Genomic DNA, 18,483 nt, shown 5'->3' with positions numbered 1-18,483 from the left:
ATCCGAGTTGCTTGTAGGCGGCAACTGAGCGAAGCCCCAGGAGCTTACTCAGGTAAGTGACTGGGGTGAACGAAGGCAGCCAACACCCAAGCAACTTGAAGTATGAAGGGTATAACACCCAAGCTACTTAAAGTATGCAGGGTATAGTTAGCGTTAACACATGGGCATAATTATCATGACTGCATCCACCGCATTTATCACGCTGGAAAATATCAGTAAAAAATTCCCAGGCGTACTGGCATTAGACCAAATCCATCTGACGCTGAATAAAGGCGAAGTACATTGTCTGGCCGGGCAAAATGGCTGCGGTAAAAGCACCATTATTAAAATTATCTCGGGCGTTTATCAGCCGGAAAAAGGCGCCGCTATTACGCTGGAGGGCAAACTGTTTCATTCCCTGACGCCGCAGCTTTCCGGTTATTACGGCATTCAGGTGATTTACCAGGATTTGTCATTATTCCCTAATCTGACGGTGGCGGAGAATATCGCGATTCACCGCTATCTGCCGGGTGGGCATTTCTGGGTGAGCCAGAAAGTGATGCGTGAGAAAGCGCTGGCCGCGATGGCCCGCGTCGGCGTCCATATCGATCCCGAGAAAAAAGTCGAGAAGCTGTCGATTGCCGATCGCCAGTTGGTGGCAATCTGCCGCGCCATCGCCGCCGAGGCACGGCTGGTGATTATGGATGAGCCCACGGCCTCATTGACGCGTCAGGAGGTGGACGGGTTACTGCGGGTGGTGAATGAGCTGAAAGCCGCCGGGATTTGCGTGGTTTTCGTCAGCCATCGCCTGGATGAGGTAATGGAAGTGGCCGATCGCATCAGCGTCATGCGCGACGGCAAACTGGTCGGCACCTATCCGGCCAATGAGTTGGATAGCCACGAACTGGCCTTCCTGATGACCGGCCAACGCTTCCACTACAGCCCGCTGCCGGAACGCCCAGCGCAGGAAAGCACCCCGCTGCTGGAAGTGTGCAATCTCAGCCGGCGCGGCAAGTTCCAGCATATCAACCTGGCACTGCACAGCGGCGAGATTGTCTCCATCGTCGGGCTGCTCGGGTCTGGGCGCACCGAGCTGTGCCTGAGCCTGTTTGGCATGACGCGGCCAGACAGCGGTGAAATCAAGATTGACGGCCTGCCGGTGCAGTTGCACAGCAACCGCGATGCGGTCAAGCACGGGATCGGCTATGTCTCTGAGGATCGTTTAACGCAAGGGCTGATCATGGAGCAGTCGATCTACGACAACACCATCGTCACGGTGTTTAATCAACTGCATACCCCACTTGGCCTGCTGGATCACCAGAAAGCCAAGGATCTGGTGAATAAGCTGATCCGCGATCTGAACATCAAAGTTTCCGACAGCGCACTGCCGGTGAAAACCCTGTCAGGCGGCAACGCCCAGCGTATCGCGATCGCCAAATGGGTGGCTACTCAGCCGAAGATCCTGATCCTCGACTCCCCCACCGTCGGCGTGGACATCGCCAACAAAGAGGGGATCTACCAGATCGCCAAACACCTGGCCGAACTGGGCATGGCGGTGTTGATGATCTGCGATGAGATCCCGGAAGCCTATTACAACAGCCATCGGGTGATGGTGATGCGCAAAGGCGAGCTGATCGCCGAGTTTTCGCCGCACCACAGCACCGAACAACAGATCGCCGAGGTGGTGAATGGATAAGCCGTTTTTCGCCCGCCTGGCCGGGCGGCATGAATTCTATCTTGGCCTGCTGGTGTTGGTTCTGGCCATCGGCCTGAGCCTGAGCACCGATGAGTTTCTCACCCTGGGTAACCTGAGCGATGTCGCCACCAGCTACGCCATTCTCGGCATTCTCGCCTGCGGCCTGTTCGTGGTGCTGATCGCCGGTGGTATCGACATCTCATTCCCCGCCATTACCGCCATCGCCCAATACGTGATGGCCAGTTGGGTCATCCAGCACGGTGGCAGCTTCCCGCTGGCGTTTGCCATGGCGATCGGCTGCGGGCTGCTGCTCGGCCTGGTGAACGGTTTCCTGGTTTACTGGCTGAAAGTACCGGCCATTATCATCACCATTGCCACGCTGAACCTGTTCTACGGCCTGCTGGTGTATGCCACCAAGGGCACCTGGCTGTATGGCTTCCCCGACTGGTTTATGGACGGCATTAACTGGTTTTCGTTCCAGGGTGCCGACGGCTATGACTATGGCCTGACGCTGCCGCTGCTGTGCCTGTTGGCGGTGATTATCGTCACCGGCGTGCTGATGAACTTCACCCGCCTTGGCCGCCAGATCTTTGCCATGGGCGGCAACCGTGATGCGGCCTCGCGTCTTGGCCTGAACCTGCTGCGCCTGCATTTTTATGTTTACGGCTATATGGGGATTCTGGCGGGGATTGCGGCGGTGGTACAGGCACAGATCACCCAGTCGGTTGCGCCCAACTCACTGCTGGGCTTCGAGCTGACGGTGCTGGCTGCCGTGGTGCTGGGCGGCACCAGCATGACCGGCGGGCGCGGTTCGCTAACCGGTACCCTGCTCGGCGTGGTGCTGTTGGCCTTCCTGCAGAACGGCCTGACGTTGCTCAGCGTCTCTTCCTATTGGCACCAGGTCTTCAGCGGCGCGATCATTTTGATCAGCATCAGCACCACCGCCTGGAACGAAAAACGCAAGCTGGCAAAGGAGCTTTAATATGACGCCATTCATCCGTTTGCTCCCCAAAGATCGCATCATCCGCCTGCAAAGCGTGATCATCCTGGCCGTTGGCCTGCTGTTTGCCCTGTTGCTGGGCCAACGCTTCTTCAGCGTGGGCAACTTCCAGTCGATCGCTTCGCAACTGCCGATCCTCGGCATGCTGGCGCTGGGCATGGGCATCACCATGCTCACCGGCGGCATCAACCTGTCGATCATCGCCGGGGCCAACGCCTGTTCGCTGGTGATGGCAGCGATTATCGTCAACTACCCGGAACAGCCGCTGCTGCTGGCGCTGTTGGCCGGGCTGGCGGTGGCGATCGCCATCGGCGCGCTCAACGGTGCGCTGATCGCCTGGGTCGGCGTTTCGCCGATCCTCGCCTCGCTCGGCACCATGACGCTGATCACCGGGCTGAATATCCTGTTGTCCAACGGCGCGGTGATTTCCGGCTTCCCGGCGGTGATTCAGTATCTCGGCAACGGCAACCTTCTCGGTATTCCCGTGGCTCTGTTGCTGTTCCTGCTGGTGGCGGTGGGGTTATGGGTGCTGCTGGAACACACCACGCTGGGGCGCAGCCTGTATCTGATCGGCTCCAACCAGCAGGCCACCCGTTTCAGCGGCGTGAATACCGCTCGCGTACAAATCGCGGTGTACATCCTTTCTGCCCTGCTCGGCTGGGGGGCGGCCCTGTTGATGATGGCCAAATTCAACTCGGCCAAGGCCGGTTACGGCGAGTCTTATCTGCTGGTGACCATTCTGGCGTCGGTGCTCGGCGGGATAAACCCGGATGGCGGTTTTGGCCGCATCCTTGGGCTGGTACTGGCGCTGATCGTGCTGCAAATGCTGGAAAGTGGCCTCAATCTGCTGGGGATCAGCAGCTATCTGACCATGGCGCTGTGGGGCGGCGTGCTGATCCTGTTTATCGCATTACAAAATCGAAAAGCCTGATTTCGGAGAAAAATAATGGCGAGTTATTTTATTGGCGTAGACGTAGGAACCGGCAGTGCACGCGCGGGGGTGTTCGATCTGAACGGCAGAATGGTCGGGCAGGCCAGCCGCGCCATTGAGCTGTATCGCCCGAAGGCAGACTTTGTGGAACAGTCTTCCGACAATATCTGGCAGGCCGTGTGCAACGCGGTGCGTGATGCGGTTAACCAGGCAGATATCAACCCGATCCAGGTCAAAGGACTGGGGTTCGATGCCACCTGCTCCTTGGTGGTGCTGGATAAAGAGGGCAAGCCGCTGACCGTGAGCCCCTCGGGCCGCACCGAGCAGAACATTATCGTGTGGATGGATCACCGCGCCATCACCCAGGCCGAGCGCATCAACGCCACCAAACACCGGGTGCTGGATTTCGTCGGCGGCATTATTTCACCGGAAATGCAGACCCCTAAACTGCTGTGGCTGAAGCAACATATGCCCACCACCTGGGCTAACGCCGGGTATCTGTTTGATCTGCCAGATTTCCTGACCTGGCGTGCCACCCAGGATGCTACCCGTTCCCTCTGTTCTACGGTGTGCAAATGGACCTATATCGGCCACGAACAGCGTTGGGATAAAAGCTATTTCAAGCAGATTGGCTTGGAAGACCTGCTGGAACACGACGCGGCGAAGATCGGCAGCGACGTGAAAATGATGGGTGAACCCCTCGGCTATGGCCTGACCCAGCGCGCAGCCAGTGAAATGGGGCTGATCGCCGGCACCGCCGTCAGCGTTTCGATCATCGATGCCCACGCCGGCACCCTTGGCACGCTGGGGGCTACCGGCGTTTCCGGCGAGGTAGCCGACTTTAACCGCCGCATCGCACTGATTGGCGGCACCTCCACCGGCCATATGGCGATGTCACGCACCGCCCGTTTTATCGGCGGCGTTTGGGGCCCCTATTATTCCGCCATTCTGCCGGAATACTGGCTGAACGAAGGGGGGCAATCTGCCACCGGCGCGCTGATTGACCATATAATCCAGTCTCATCCTTGCTATACCGAGCTGCTGGCGCAGGCCAACACCCACGGCCAGACCATCTATGAAGTACTGAATGCCATTTTGCGGCGCATGGCTGGCGAGCCGGAAAACATTGCTTTTCTGACGCAGGACATCCATATGCTGCCGTACTTCCACGGTAACCGTTCACCGCGCGCCAACCCGACGCTGACCGGCACCCTGACCGGGCTGAAGCTGTCGCGCACGCCGGAAGACATGGCATTGCACTATCTGGCCACCATTCAGGCTATCGCGCTGGGTACCCGCCATATTATTGAAACCATGAACCTCAGCGGGTACAGCATCGATACCATCATGGCCAGCGGCGGCGGCACCAAAAACCCGATCTTCGTGCAAGAGCACGCCAATGCAACCGGCTGTGCCATGCTGCTGCCGGAGGAGAGCGAAGCCATGCTGTTGGGCGGCGCGATGATGGGCACCGTGGCAGCAGGCGTTTTCGATACTCTGCCAGAAGCGATGAATGCCATGAGCCGCATCGGCAAAACCGTCACACCGCAAACCAACAAAATCAAAACCTATTACGACCGCAAATACCGCGTCTTCCATGAGCTGTATCACGATCACATGAAATACTGCCGGTTGATGCAGGAGGAGGCGTGATGCAACAGGAATGGCAGCGCGCCACGCAGGCCTGGGCGACTTACAGCCGCGAGTTGGCACAGCTTGAGCAGCGTATTGATGCCCAAACCTGGCAACGCCTGCTGACGCTATTGGCGGAGTGCCGGGGGAAGATTGTCGTCACCGGCGTAGGCACTTCCGGCATTGCGGCGCGCAAGGTGGCCCATATGCTGGCCTGCGTGGAACAACCGGCCATCTATCTGAACGCCACCGACGCGGCGCATGGCGATCTGGGTTTTTTACGTGCTGACGATCTGGTGATCCTGATTTCCCGCGGGGGAAATTCGGATGAGCTGACGCGCCTGCTGCCGACCTTGCACAACAAAGGGGTAGGCATCATCAGCGTGACGGAAAACCCGGATTCGGCCATCGCCCGCGCCGCACAACTGGTGGTCCGCACCGGCGTAGAAAACGAGATAGATCCGCTGAAGATGCTGGCCACCACCTCCATCGTGCTGGTGCTGGCACTGTTTGATGCCGCCTGTGCCTGCCTGATGGCACGCAGCGGCTTCAGCAAAGCAACGCTGTTGGCGGTGCACCCTGGCGGCGACGTGGGAAAAAGCTTGCGCGCTGCCGACTAGCGCTGCCGCAACGATTCCCCCTGCCTGCGCTGGCAGGGGGAATCAGCGTCAGTTAATGGCTTCGATCACCGCCACGCGATCGTTCAAGCGCTGTTTAATCAGCGGATCGGCCGCCGCGTGTGCCTGCTGTTGCAGAGACGCTATCTGTTGCTTCATTTGCTGCGGATCGCTGAACAGCAGTGCCTTGACGTTGATGGAAGCCACGTTGGTATAACGCCCGTCATCGGTAGTGGGTACGCTGATTTTGCCGTCGTTCAACAGTTTTTCGACGATCTTACGCTCACGTTCATACCCTTCCAGCCCCACCAGTTTCCAGCGCTGCATCGCTTTGCCCTGATACTCCCCCTTCTTCACTTCGGTCAGATAACGGATGGTGAGATTGCGGATCGTCCCCGCCTCTTCGCCATACTCCGCCTTGGTGTCTGACAGCACCGGGAACTGCATGCCTGCTAACACCCCGCCTTTTTGCGTCAGGTGGCCCATGCGGTAGCTGTTCATCCCCAGGCGAATCGGCATGCTGTCGGTGACCGGGGTGCCGTCGTTCAGCTTCAGATCGGTGATCCGCTGGCCGCTGGGTTTGCGCAGATCGATGGTGTAAGTCACGCCGTCAAAAAAGTCGTTGGTGGAATATTTCGATGCGCGGCGCTGCGGGTTGAAGCTGTAGGTCACATCGCCATCCTGTTGCTGATTGAAATAATCCCCGACCCATTCCATGTACTTCTTCAACTCCTTGCCGGTGAGTTGGTACACAGTGATTTCACCCCCTGCGTATTGATAATTGAAGGCGATATCTTTGGCGGTAATCGTCCCCACGTTCAGTTTTGGCCGATCGTTATCGATCTGCAGCGCGATCACCTGCGCCTGCGGTGCATAGTAACGGGCAGCCTCCTGATACAGCGCACTGATGCCGGTATCCTGAATATGTACCTGCGGAATGCCCTTCACCGCATCCGGCGGCACCAGATCCTGCCCAGTCAGTTGGGCAATCGGCCGGTTAGCATTGGCGCGCAGAATGGTATGGAACGGCTGATAGATCTCTTCCAGCTTTTTATCCGACGCCATCCCTTTGATCGGATAGGTGTAACTGTCTTTATTGATCAGCACATACTTGCCATTCTGCTGCTCGAATTGCAGATCGATGCGCGACAGCGCACGGCCATATTTGTCCGGCTCGGTAACGATCACACCATTAATCAACTCTTTATCCACTTTAACGTGCATATGCCCGGCCACGATTGCCGCCAGTTCCGGGTTAGCCCGCGCGATATCCCCCACGCCGGTGCCCGGCCGCTGGTTTTCGTTATCGATCCCCATATGCGCCACCAGCACAATGGCATCCACCTGGCTGTGGATCTGCTGGATCACCTTTTTCACCGCCTGCACCGGATCGGTAAAGGTCAGGCCATCGATACGATCGGTGCCTTTGGCGAATTCGGCGGTCATCGGCGTATCCATGCCGATAATGCCAATCTTCACCCCCTGCCGTTCAACGATCTTGTAGGCGGGCAGGTAAGGCTTGCCGCTTTGCCAGAAAATATTGCCCGCCAGCGCAGCGCCGTTAAATTGGCTAATCGGCGTTGCCAACGCCTGCAAACCAAAGTCAAACTCGTGGTTGCCCATCACCCACACGTCGTAATTCAGCGCGTTAAAACCCAGGATCATCGGGCTGGTTTTGTCATTCTTGAAGGTTTCAACAAAGTTGCCCTGAATGGTGTCCCCGGCATCCACCAGGATCACGTTCGGCTGCTGGGCCCGTACCTGGTACACCTGGGTGGCGATCTGGCTCAGGCTGCCCGCCAGGTTCTCGGTATCTGTGGAGTAATCCCAAGGCACAAAGGTGCCATGCAGATCGGAAGTGCCCAGAATGGTGATATTTACCGGTTCAGCGGTCACAACAGAGGTGCTCAAGCAAAGCAATAAGGACAAAAGTGTCTTTTTCATGATGTGTTAACGATAGATAATTGTAATTAAATGGGATTATACCCGTCATACTTCAAGTTGCTTGGGTGTTGGCTGCCCTCACTCACCCCAGTCACTTACTGGAGTAAGCTCCTGGGGCTTCTCTCAGTTGCCGCCTACAAGCAACTCGAATTATTTTGGGTATATGCGAGGTGCATTCCAGACATACCAGCAGCATTGCTGAAAGGGCATAGGAAGTGTGAGAGGGGTCAATGATTGACCGGCAACGCTCCCCCAACCTGGGCAAGATCAGGGGAAAACCTCTTGGCTGAATCATCTGCCGCTTTACAGCGGCATATAAATATCGAAGCGGTGATTTTTGGTGGTGGTGGCAGCATGCGCAGGAACATCCGCCAGCGGCGGCGCGTAGTCCGGGCGTTTCACCACAATGCGCTTGGTGGCCAAGCGGCGAGCCGGTTCCAGCAAACCGTCTGCATCATCATCACTGCCCACCAGCGCCTGAAACACCCGCATTTCCTTCTTCACCAGCGCACTTTTCTGCTTATGCGGGTACATCGGATCGAGATACACCACTTCCGGGCGTGGATCGAGATCCGCCAGCGCCGTCAGGCTGGAAGCGTGCAGCAGCGTCATGCGCTCGCGCAACCACGGGCCGATCTCGGGGTCCTGATAGCCACGCTGTAAGCCGTCGTCCAGCAAGGCAGCCGCCACCGGATTGCGTTCCAGCATGCGCACCCGGCAACCGAGCGCCGCCAGCACAAAGGCATCGCGCCCCAACCCGGCGGTGGCATCCACCACGCTGGGCAGAGTGTTGCCCTTAATGCCCACCGCTTTGGCAACCGCTTCGCCACGGCCACCGCCGAAACGCCGCCGGTGTGCCATCGGGCCTGCGACAAAATCAACGTAAATCGCGCCAAGCTTCGGCTCGTCACGCTTGCGCAGCTCCAGCCGCTCCGGCGTCAATACCAGCGCCATCAGCGCATTGTCGTCGGAAGTCAGTTGCCAGCGTTCGGCCAGAATAGACAAGGCGCCGGGATCGGCGCCTGCTTCACACCATAAAAACACGCTCACGTGGCGGGTTATCCTTTAATACCGTAATGGCGCAGCATAGCATCCAGCTGCGGTTCACGGCCACGGAAGCGTTTGAACAATTCCATCGGCTCTTCAGAACCGCCGCGCGACAGAATATTATCCAGGAAGGATTTACCGGTTTGCGCGTTGAAAATCCCCTCTTCCTCAAAGCGCGAGTAGGCATCTGCCGACAGCACTTCCGCCCACAGATAGCTGTAGTAACCCGCCGCGTAGCCACCGGCAAAGATGTGGCTGAACGCATGGGGGAAACGGCCCCAGCTTGGCGAAGGCACGACCGCCACGGTTTTTTTAACGTCAAACAGCGTTGGCAGGATCTGCGCACCCTTTTCTGGGCTGTATTCCGCATGCATACGGAAATCAAACAGGCCGAACTCCAACTGACGCAGGATAAACAGCGCCGCCTGATAGTTTTTCGCTTCCAGCATCTTGTCCAACAGGGCTTTCGGCAGCGGTTCACCGGTTTCAAAGTGGCCGGAGATAAACGCCAGCGCCTCCGGCTCCCAGCACCAGTTTTCCATAAACTGGCTCGGCAGCTCGACCGCATCCCACGGCACCCCGCTGATACCGGCGACACCAGCGGTATCGATCTGCGTCAGCATATGGTGCAGGCCGTGACCAAACTCGTGGAACAGGGTAGTGACTTCGTTATGGGTAAACAGCGCCGGTTTATCGCCCAGCGGACGGTTAAAGTTACAGGTAAGGTAAGCCACCGGTTTTTGCAGTTCGCCGTTCGCCTTACGCAGGCTGCCGACGCAGTCATCCATCCACGCCCCGCCGCGTTTGTTCTCACGGGCGTACAGATCCAGATAGAAGCTGCCGCGCAGTTCACCTTTAGCGTCGAACAGATCGAAGAAGCGCACTTCGGGGTGCCAGGTATCCACATCTTTACGTTCTTTGGCGGTAATGCCGTAAATGCGTTTCACCACTTCGAACAGCCCTTCGACGACGCGCTGCTCAGGGAAGTATGGGCGCAGTTGTTCGTCGCTGATGGAGAACAGATGCTGTTTCTGCTTTTCGCCGTAGTAGGTGATGTCCCACGCCTCGAGCTCATCCACGCCGTAATGCTGTTTGGCAAATGCACGCAGCTGCGCCAGTTCCTGCTCCGCCTGCGGGCGTGCACGCTTGGCCAGATCGTTCAGGAACCCCAGCACCTGCTCCGGGCTTTCTGCCATTTTGGTGGCGAGGGATTTATCGGCATAGCTGGCAAAGCCCAGCAGTTCGGCCAGCTCATGGCGCAGCGCCAGCGTCTCTGCCATCACTTCGCTGTTGTCCCACTTACCGGCGTTCGGCCCCTGATCGGAAGCCCGGGTGGCAAAGGCGCGGTACATCTCTTCGCGCAGCGCCTGGCTGTCGGCATAGGTCATGACCGGCAGATAGCTCGGCATATCCAGCGTCAGCAGCCAACCTTCCTGCTCTTTGGCCTGGGCCATTGCCTGCGCTTGCGCCAACGCGCTTTCCGGCAGGCCGCTCAGTTCGTTAACATCGGTAATCAGCTTGCTCCAGCCCATGGTGGCATCGAGCACGTTGTTGCTGTAAGTGGAACCCAATTCGGACAAGCGCGCGACAATCTCGCCGTAGCGCTTTTGCTTTTCTGCCGGCAGGCCAATGCCTGAAAGCTCAAAATCACGCAGCGCATTTTCCACCGCTTTACGCTGCGGCACGCTCAATGTGGCGAAGCCTGGCCCTTCTCTCAGGCTGCGATACGCCTGATACAAACCTTCGTGCTGCCCTACCCAGGTGCCGTATTCAGACAGCAGCGGCAGCGCCTGCTCATAGGCTTCGCGCAGTTCCGGGCTGTTTTTCACCGCATTCAAATGGCCAACCGGCGACCAGATGCGCGCCAGACGATCGTCAGACTCCGCCAGCGGCTGGCACAGGTTCTCCCAGGTAAACGGCCCCGGCTGAGCGACCACGCGCTCCACCGCAGCGCGGCAATCAGCCAGCGCGGATTGCACCGCAGGCACGATATCTTCAGGGCGAATCGCCGAAAACGGCGGCAAGGAAAACGGGGTCAGCAACGGATTGGTCATAAGGGCAGTCCTGATTGGCGTTGTGGGCCAGATGCGGATATCGGGCCAGGTAAATAACAATGTCTCACTAACATGGTGCCAAATGGCAGGAAAATCAATGGCGGCGATTGAGGGAAAGTGCCATTAGGGGGCATAGGGTCTTTTATACCGAACCCATCATCAGGCAAAGGCAACGCATTTCACTTTTTCTCAGCCAGACAGTTTATACTGTGCGGATTATCAGCCTTTACTCAGCTTGCTCCATCTGGAGCACAAGGAATGACCAGACGCCATGTTAAGTTACCGCCACAGTTTTCACGCTGGCAACCACGCCGACGTGCTCAAGCACACCGTTCAGAGCCTGATCATTGAAGCGCTGAAAGAAAAAGAGAAACCGCTGCTGTATCTGGATACCCACTCCGGCGCCGGGCGTTATCAACTGAGCGGTGAACACGCCGAGCGCACCGGGGAATACCTGGAAGGCATCGGCCTGCTGTGGCAGCGTGACGATCTGCCGGAAGAACTGGCGGCTTACATGAGTGTGGTACACAACTTCAACCGTTCGGGCACCCTGCGTTACTACCCAGGTTCGCCGCTGATTGCCCGCCAGTTGCTGCGCCCGCAGGATAAAATCCACCTCACAGAACTGCACCCGAGCGATTACCCGCTGCTGCGCAGTGAGTTCCAGAAAGATGAACGCGCCAAAGTACAGCGCGCAGACGGTTACCAGCAGATCAAATCGCAACTGCCACCGCAGTCGCGCCGTGGCCTGATCCTGATGGATCCCCCCTACGAAATGAAAACCGATTATCAGGACGTGGTGAAAGGCATTCAGGAGGGTTACAAACGTTTCGCCACCGGCACCTATGCGCTGTGGTACCCGGTGGTGCTGCGCCAGCAAATTAAACGCATGCTGAAAGAGCTGGAAGCGACCGGTATTCGCCGTATCCTGCAGATCGAACTGGCAGTCAAGCCCGACAGCGATCAGCGCGGCATGACCGCTTCCGGCATGATCGTGATTAACCCGCCGTGGAAGCTGGAGCAGCAGATGAACAACGTGCTGCCGTGGCTGCACAAAGTGCTGGTGCCCTCCGGCATTGGCCACCACTTGGTGAACTGGGTGGTTCCCGAGTAAGGCTCAACCTGGCCGCCAGCCTGGGCGGCCATCGCTTCTCTGTAAACCGGCCCCGCTCTGTTCTATTTCCCGGCCAGCACCACTTTAATGCCGCTCCTGCGCAGCCCCTCAAGGTTTTCTGCCGAAATGTCGCTGTCGGTAATCACCATATGAACACGTTGGATATCAATGATCTTATGCAGGCTCGAGCGGTTAAACTTGCTGGAATCGGTCACCGCAATGATACGTTCAGCCACCTCACACATACGGCGATTGAGGCGCGCTTCATCCTCGTTATGGGTGCTCACCCCCCGCTCCAGATCGATGGCGTCGACGCCGAGAAACAGCATATCGAAATGGTAGTTCTGCAGCGACTGATCGGCCTGATCGCCATAAAACGACAGGGATTGGCGGCGTAAGTGCCCGCCGGTCATCAGCAGTTCAACACCTTCCGCTTCCAGCAGCGCGTTGGCGACGTTCATACCATTCGTCATGGCAATCACATCTTTATGCTGGCGCATGAGGCGTGCGATCTCATACGTGGTGGTTCCAGAGTCGAGGATCACTCGGTGGCCAGGCTTGATCAACTCTACCGCGACGCGCGCAATGCTCCGCTTCAGGGAGGTATTCAGGGAGCTTTTATCTTCTAGCGAAGGCTCCACCGGAGGGGTGGATGGATCGCATATCAGCGCACCACCATAGGCACGTACCGCAATCCCCTGTTTTTCCAGAAACGCCAGATCGTTACGGATAGTGACGGTAGAAACGCTGAAAAAAGCCGATAGATCATTGACCTGTACGCTGCCCTGCTGGCGTAAACGCTGAATGATCTGCTCACGCCGCTCGCTGGTGCCAATGATGCGCTTATCGGTAACGGAATCGCTGTTGTACATAGGAGATCCTTTCATAAAATCCTTTGTTTCATTTCACTTTGCCTATTAAGGCCTTTCTTTTAATGGAAAGCAAGCCTTAGCCCGATCGACCTTTCGTCGCTTCACTTCGTTCAGGCCTTTCGTTTTATGCCTTTTGTGAAACAGATCGCAACTCCACAATCCTTCTCTTTATTTTGATTTTACCTTATCGCAGTATAAATAGACGCAAATCGAAAGATATTACACAAGAAAATCGACACGGAGAAGAAAGTGAAACATTTAATCGAGTTTGTGGCCAACCATAAACGGGATAAACGCTGTGGTATCTTTGCGGTCTGCTCTGCCCACCCGTTGGTGCTTGAAGCCGCCATGCGGCACGCTAAAGCAACCCACTCAACCCTGCTGATCGAAGCCACCTCAAACCAGGTCGATCAGTATGGTGGCTACACCGGTATGATGCCCGCCGACTTCCGCCGCTTCGTATTACAGCTAGCCGATCAACACCATTTTCCTCACCAACAGCTGATCCTTGGCGGCGACCACCTCGGCCCGAACCGCTGGCAAAACCAAACTGCCGCAGACGCCATGGCCAAAGCCGATGAGCTGATTCGCTGCTATGTGAGTGCCGGGTTCAAAAAAATCCATCTCGATTGCAGCATGTCCTGCGCCGATGACCCGGTGCCGCTTACCGATGCGATCGTTGCCGAACGGGCCGCACGCTTAGCGCGGATCGCCGAGCAAACCTGCATCGCTCAGTTTGGCGAGTCCGATCTGGTTTACGTTATCGGCACCGAAGTGCCGGTGCCCGGTGGCGCACACGAAACGCTGGCAGCCTTAGCCGTCACCACGCCGCAGGCGGCAAAAACCACGCTTGAAGCCCATCGTCATGCCCTGGAGCAGCAGGGCCTGAGCGATATCTGGCCGCGCATTATCGGGCTGGTGGTACAGCCGGGCGTCGAGTTCGACCATACGCAAGTGATTGATTTTCAGCCGCAGAAGGCGCTGGCGCTCAGCCAGATGATTGAGGCGTCTGACACCATGGTGTTTGAAGCCCACTCCACCGACTACCAGACTCCACTCGCCCTGCAACAGCTGGTTCAGCATCACTTCGCGATCCTGAAAGTCGGCCCGGCGCTCACCTTTGCCCTGCGCGAAGCGCTGTTCTCGCTGGCGGCTATCGAACAGGAGCTGCGCCCGGCGCACCAATGCTCGGGGCTGCGCGATGTGCTGGAAAGCGTGATGCAGGATCACCCGCAATATTGGCAGCAGCATTACCAGGGCAGCGGTGAAGCATTACGTCTGGCACGTGGCTACAGCTACTCCGATCGCGTGCGCTACTACTGGCCCGATCGGGATATAGACGGTGCCTACGATCGCCTGGTCAGCAACCTGGCAAGCGGCCCGATCCCGCAGCCGCTGATCAGCCAATACCTGCCGCTGCAATATGCCAAAGTTCGTGAAGGATTGATTGCCGCAACGCCACACGAGCTGATTATCGACCATATCCAGGATGTGCTACGCCAATACCATGCCGCCTGCATGGGCCAATCACCGTCTGTCTAACACAATAATAATAAGGGGAAAACATGCCAAACATTGTACTGAGCCGTATTGATGAACGCCTGATCCACGGTCAGGTTGGCGTGCAGTGGGTCGGTTTTGCCGGTGCGAATCTGGTGCTGGTGGCCAACGATGAGGTTGCAGAAGACGCCGTACAGCAAAACCTGATGGAGATGGTGCTTGCAGAAGGGATCGCCGTGCGTTTCTGGCCGCTGCAGAAAGTGATCGACAATATTCACCGCGCAGCCGATCACCAAAAAATTCTGCTGGTATGCAAAAGCCCGCAGGACTTTCTCACCCTGGTCACAGGCAACGTGCCGCTAAAACGTATCAACGTCGGCAATATGCACTACGCCGACGGCAAGAAACAAATCGCCAAAACCGTCTCTGTAGACGATCGGGACATTGCCGCCTTCAACGGCCTGAAAGAGGCCGGTGTCACGTGCTTTGTTCAGGGCGTCCCGACAGAGCCGGCTCAGGATCTCTACAAACTTCTCTGAGGTATTTGTTATGGAAATCAGCTTATTACAAGCGGCAGCATTGGGCATACTGGCCTTTATCGCCGGGCTGGATATGTTCAACGGCCTGACGCACATGCACCGCCCGGTGGTACTGGGCCCGCTGGTGGGCCTGATCCTGGGCGATCTGCATACCGGTATTCTAACCGGTGGGACGCTGGAACTGGTGTGGATGGGGCTGGCGCCGCTGGCCGGGGCACAGCCGCCTAACGTGATTATCGGCACCATTGTCGGCACTGCCTTTGCCATCACCACCGGGGTAAAACCGGAAGTGGCCGTTGGGGTAGCCGTGCCGTTCGCCGTGGCAGTGCAAATGGGGATTACCTTCCTGTTCTCCATCATGTCCGGCGTGATGTCACGTGCCGATCGCATGGCGGCAAATGCTGATACCAACGGCATTGAGCGCATTAACTACATGGCGCTGCTGGTGCTCGGCACCTTCTACTTCCTCTGTGCCTTCTTGCCCATCTATTTTGGTGCCGAACACGCAAAAGCGGTCATTGACGTGCTGCCCGCACGGCTGATCGACGGCCTCGGCGTAGCCGGCGGCATCATGCCAGCCATCGGCTTCGCCGTGCTGCTGAAAATCATGATGAAGAACGCTTACATCCCTTATTTCATTCTCGGCTTCGTTGGCGCCGCCTGGCTGAAGCTGCCGGTGCTGGCCATTGCCGCCGCCGCGCTGGCGATGGCTCTGATGGAGTTGATGCGTAAGGACCCGACTCCACCGCAACCTTCCCGCGCACAGCAAGAGGAATTTGAAGATGGCATCTGATACCCAAACTCTGCCGCAAACCAACGGGCAGGAAGCCCTGGTCACCGACGGCAACGACAGTATCTATGAAGATCAGACGGTTGGTGTGGAACTGACCAAGCAGGATATCAACCGCGTGGCGTGGCGCTCTATGCTGCTGCAGGCATCGTTCAACTATGAACGTATGCAGGCCTGCGGCTGGCTGTACGGCCTGCTGCCCGCGTTGAAGAAGATCCACACCAACCAACGCGATCTGGCGCGGGCAATGAAAGGCCACATGGGTTTCTTTAATACCCACCCGTTCCTGGTCACCTTTGTGATTGGCATCATCCTGGCGATGGAGCGTTCCAAGCAGGATGTGAACAGTATCCAAAGCACCAAAATCGCCGTTGGCGCACCGCTTGGCGGCATTGGTGACGCCATGTTCTGGCTGACCCTGCTGCCGATCTGCGGCGGCATCGGTGCCAGCTTGGCGCTGCAAGGCTCGATCCTCGGCGCAGTGGTGTTTATGGTGATGTTTAACGTCGTCCACCTCGGGTTGCGTTTCGGGCTGGCCCACTATGCTTACCGCAAAGGGGTCGCGGCGATCCCGCTGATTAAGGCCAACACCCGCAAGGTCGGCCACGCCGCCTCGATCGTCGGGATGACGGTGATCGGTGCGCTGGTGGCGACTTACGTGCGCCTCTCCACCACGCTGGAAATCACCGCGGGCGATGCGGTAGTGAAGCTGCAAGCTGACGTGATCGACAAACTGATGCCTGCGTTTCTACCGCTGGTCTACACCCTGCTGATGTACGCCCTGGTGCGTCGCGGTTGGAGCCCGCTGCGGCTTATCGGTATCACCGTGCTGCTGGGCATCGTCGGGAAGTTTGCCCACTTCCTGTAACCCACTGAAAGGCGAGGAGATCGCATGTTAAGCATCATTCTTAGCGGCCACGGCGGCTTTGCCAGCGGGCTGGAAAAAGCGATGAAGCAGATCCTGGGCGAACAGCCGCAGATTATTGCCATCGACTTTCCCGAAAGCTCTACCACCGCGTTGCTGAAAAGCCAGTTCGAGCAGGCGATAGCCCAGTTGGATGAAAGTGACGGGCTGGTATTTTTAACCGATCTGCTGGGCGGCACCCCGTTCCGCGTGGCCTCCACGCTGGCGTTGCAAAAGCCAGGGCGCGAGGTGATCACCGGCATCAACCTGCAATTGCTGCTGGAGATGGTGCTGGAACGCGATGGGCTGAGCTGTAACGAGTTTCGCCTGATGGCATTGGAATGCGGCCACCGTGGCTTAACCAGCCTGGCGGATGAAATGGGGCGTGAGCGCGCAACCGCAGTGGCCGCTGAGGGGATATGACCCCTTTCACTTCCCTCTCTTAGGTCTGTGGCCCGTTAGCACACAGACCTTTCTTTTCCTTTTCTTTAAATCTTGCCATCGCCCGAAGACTGCGCGATAACTTGATAAATAAAAAGAAAAAACCTATTCATAACGCCGATCACAAACTCCGTTTTATTTCTTTTTCTTTGTTGATCTTTCATTTCGTTTTCTATAGATTTTGTTTAAGCATAAAGTTGACTCAATGAAACGAAAGGTTGCTCTCTTCTGCTTTGTGCTCCCCCGTTGAATATGCACTGCTAAGGACTGAGTTATGAGTAGAACCCACACTTCCGGCTCCTCAACCTGGACCGAAAAAGAGATCCGCCAACAGCCGACCAGTTGGATGACTTCGCTGAAAAATATCGAGAATCTGCGCAGCCGCATTACGGCTTTCCTGGCTCCGCTCCTACAGGACAGCAACCTCAAGATCATCCTGACCGGCGCGGGCACCTCTGCATTTATCGGTGACATGATTGCGCCGTGGCTTGCGCGCCACACCGGCAAAAACGTGGTGGCCGTACCAACCACCGATCTGGTCACCAACCCTGTTGACTATCTGTACGCCGAACAGCCGACGCTGTTGGTTTCTTTCGCGCGCTCCGGCAACAGCCCGGAAAGCGTCGCGGCGGTCGATTTAGCTAACCAAATCGTCCGGCACTGCCATCATCTGGTGATCACCTGCAACGAAGCGGGCAGCCTGTATAACAACGCCACCCACAGCGATAACGCGCTGGCGCTGCTGATGCCAGCAGAAACCCACGATCGCGGCTTCGCCATGACCAGCAGTATCACCACCATGATGGCCAGTTGCCTGGCGGTGTTTGCGGCGGACGTCATCAACAGCGCGTCCTTTCAGGATGTTGCCACCCGCTGCGAACGCATCATCGCTTCCCAAGAAGATTTCAGCACGGCCGTGTTTGGCGATCTGCCGTTTAAACGCATCGTCTACCTCGGCAGCGGTGGGCTGCAGGGCACGGCGCGCGAAGCCGCGCTGAAAGTGCTTGAACTGACCGCAGGCAAACTGGCGGCGTTTTATGACTCCCCCACCGGCTTCCGTCACGGCCCGAAATCGCTGGTTAACGACGAAACGCTGGTGGTGGTGATGGTGTCCAGCCATGCGTATACCCGCCAGTACGATTTAGACTTGCTCGCCGAGCTGCACCGTGACCGGCAGGCGATGCGCGTGGTGGCGATCGCCGCCGCCACCAGCCCGGAAATTGCCTCCGGCCCGCATATTCTGCTGCCAGCGGCCCGCGAGTTTCTCGATATCGAACAGGCCTTCTGCTTCCTGATCTACGCGCAAATCTTTGCGCTGACCGAATCCATGAAAGCAGGCATCACCCCAGACACCCCTTCCGCCAGCGGCACGGTAAACCGCGTGGTGCAAGGCGTGGTTATTCACCCCTGGAAAGGCTGAGAG

Annotated in this window: 16 protein-coding genes; 12 read left to right on the top strand and 4 right to left on the bottom strand. The window is 57.4% G+C overall.

Annotation, left to right across the window (positions count from 1 at the left end; translation table 11 throughout):
• The first annotated feature begins 175 nt into the window (after positions 1-175).
• The 5 genes from BMI79_RS16205 to BMI79_RS16185 are packed head-to-tail and all read left to right on the top strand — an operon-like array spanning position 176 to position 5,858.
• A complete protein-coding gene (locus BMI79_RS16205) occupies positions 176-1,675 on the top strand; it encodes a sugar ABC transporter ATP-binding protein (protein WP_076943160.1) in 1,500 nt (499 codons plus the stop codon).
• Entirely contained in the window at positions 1,668-2,657 is a 990-nt protein-coding gene (locus BMI79_RS16200) for an ABC transporter permease (RefSeq protein ID WP_076943159.1), read from the top strand. Before BMI79_RS16205 ends, BMI79_RS16200 begins: the two co-directional genes overlap by 8 nt.
• Before the next feature lies 1 nt (position 2,658).
• Positions 2,659-3,606 carry an ABC transporter permease gene (locus BMI79_RS16195; protein ID WP_076943158.1) on the top strand — a complete coding sequence of 316 codons (948 nt, stop codon included), beginning with the start codon at positions 2,659-2,661 and terminating at the stop codon, positions 3,604-3,606.
• Between the two features lie 15 nt (positions 3,607-3,621).
• Positions 3,622-5,259 carry an FGGY-family carbohydrate kinase gene (locus tag BMI79_RS16190; protein WP_076943157.1) on the top strand — a complete coding sequence of 546 codons (1,638 nt, stop codon included), beginning with the start codon at positions 3,622-3,624 and terminating at the stop codon, positions 5,257-5,259.
• Positions 5,259-5,858, top strand: a complete 600-nt coding sequence (locus BMI79_RS16185; RefSeq protein WP_076943156.1) for a KpsF/GutQ family sugar-phosphate isomerase — start codon at positions 5,259-5,261, stop codon at positions 5,856-5,858. The genes BMI79_RS16190 and BMI79_RS16185 overlap by 1 nt, the downstream gene beginning before the upstream one ends.
• Positions 5,859-5,906: 48 nt before the next feature.
• Here the strand turns inward: BMI79_RS16185 and BMI79_RS16180 are convergent, their stop codons facing one another.
• From BMI79_RS16180 to prlC, 3 genes are all read right to left on the bottom strand, one after another.
• A complete protein-coding gene (locus BMI79_RS16180; RefSeq protein ID WP_076943155.1) occupies positions 5,907-7,799 on the bottom strand; it encodes a bifunctional metallophosphatase/5'-nucleotidase in 1,893 nt (630 codons plus the stop codon).
• 303 nt (positions 7,800-8,102) lie between these two features.
• Positions 8,103-8,849, bottom strand: coding sequence for a 16S rRNA (guanine(1516)-N(2))-methyltransferase RsmJ (gene rsmJ / locus BMI79_RS16175; protein ID WP_076943154.1), 747 nt, complete (start codon positions 8,847-8,849; stop codon positions 8,103-8,105).
• Positions 8,850-8,857: 8 nt separating this feature from the next.
• Positions 8,858-10,900 (bottom strand): oligopeptidase A, encoded by a 2,043-nt coding sequence (gene prlC, locus BMI79_RS16170; protein ID WP_076943153.1) that lies wholly within the window; start codon positions 10,898-10,900, stop codon positions 8,858-8,860.
• Positions 10,901-11,171: 271 nt separating this feature from the next.
• Between prlC and BMI79_RS16165 the strand changes: the two genes are divergently transcribed.
• Positions 11,172-12,014, top strand: a complete 843-nt coding sequence (locus BMI79_RS16165) for a 23S rRNA (adenine(2030)-N(6))-methyltransferase RlmJ (RefSeq protein WP_076943152.1) — start codon at positions 11,172-11,174, stop codon at positions 12,012-12,014.
• Between the two features lie 62 nt (positions 12,015-12,076).
• Here BMI79_RS16165 and BMI79_RS16160 read toward each other — a convergent pair whose 3' ends face one another.
• A complete protein-coding gene (locus tag BMI79_RS16160; protein WP_076943151.1) occupies positions 12,077-12,886 on the bottom strand; it encodes a DeoR family transcriptional regulator in 810 nt (269 codons plus the stop codon).
• 249 nt (positions 12,887-13,135) lie between these two features.
• Here BMI79_RS16160 and kbaZ point away from each other — a divergent pair, with 249 nt between their 5' ends.
• The 6 genes from kbaZ to BMI79_RS16130 all read left to right on the top strand — a co-directional run bounded on the left by kbaZ (position 13,136) and on the right by BMI79_RS16130 (position 18,480).
• Positions 13,136-14,428: a tagatose-bisphosphate aldolase subunit KbaZ gene (gene kbaZ / locus BMI79_RS16155; protein WP_076943150.1), complete on the top strand. Its 1,293-nt coding sequence runs from the start codon at positions 13,136-13,138 to the stop codon at positions 14,426-14,428.
• Positions 14,429-14,451: 23 nt separating this feature from the next.
• Positions 14,452-14,925, top strand: coding sequence for a PTS N-acetylgalactosamine transporter subunit IIB (agaV, locus tag BMI79_RS16150; RefSeq protein ID WP_076943149.1), 474 nt, complete (start codon positions 14,452-14,454; stop codon positions 14,923-14,925).
• A 10-nt stretch (positions 14,926-14,935) separates the two neighbouring features.
• Positions 14,936-15,718, top strand: a complete 783-nt coding sequence (agaW, locus tag BMI79_RS16145) for a PTS N-acetylgalactosamine transporter subunit IIC (RefSeq protein WP_076943148.1) — start codon at positions 14,936-14,938, stop codon at positions 15,716-15,718.
• Positions 15,708-16,583, top strand: a complete 876-nt coding sequence (gene agaE / locus BMI79_RS16140) for a PTS N-acetylgalactosamine transporter subunit IID (protein ID WP_076943147.1) — start codon at positions 15,708-15,710, stop codon at positions 16,581-16,583. Before agaW ends, agaE begins: the two co-directional genes overlap by 11 nt.
• A 24-nt stretch (positions 16,584-16,607) precedes the next feature.
• Positions 16,608-17,042 (top strand): PTS galactosamine/N-acetylgalactosamine transporter subunit IIA, encoded by a 435-nt coding sequence (gene agaF, locus BMI79_RS16135; protein WP_076943146.1) that lies wholly within the window; start codon positions 16,608-16,610, stop codon positions 17,040-17,042.
• Positions 17,043-17,334: 292 nt separating this feature from the next.
• Positions 17,335-18,480 (top strand): SIS domain-containing protein, encoded by a 1,146-nt coding sequence (locus tag BMI79_RS16130; RefSeq protein WP_076943145.1) that lies wholly within the window; start codon positions 17,335-17,337, stop codon positions 18,478-18,480.
• Positions 18,481-18,483: the final 3 nt, after the last annotated feature.

This window comes from Serratia oryzae (genome assembly GCF_001976145.1).
GTDB classification, from domain to species: domain Bacteria; phylum Pseudomonadota; class Gammaproteobacteria; order Enterobacterales; family Enterobacteriaceae; genus Chania; species Chania oryzae.
The sequence above is the reverse complement of the archived record's forward strand: the minus strand, read 5'-3'. Positions and strand labels throughout refer to the sequence as shown.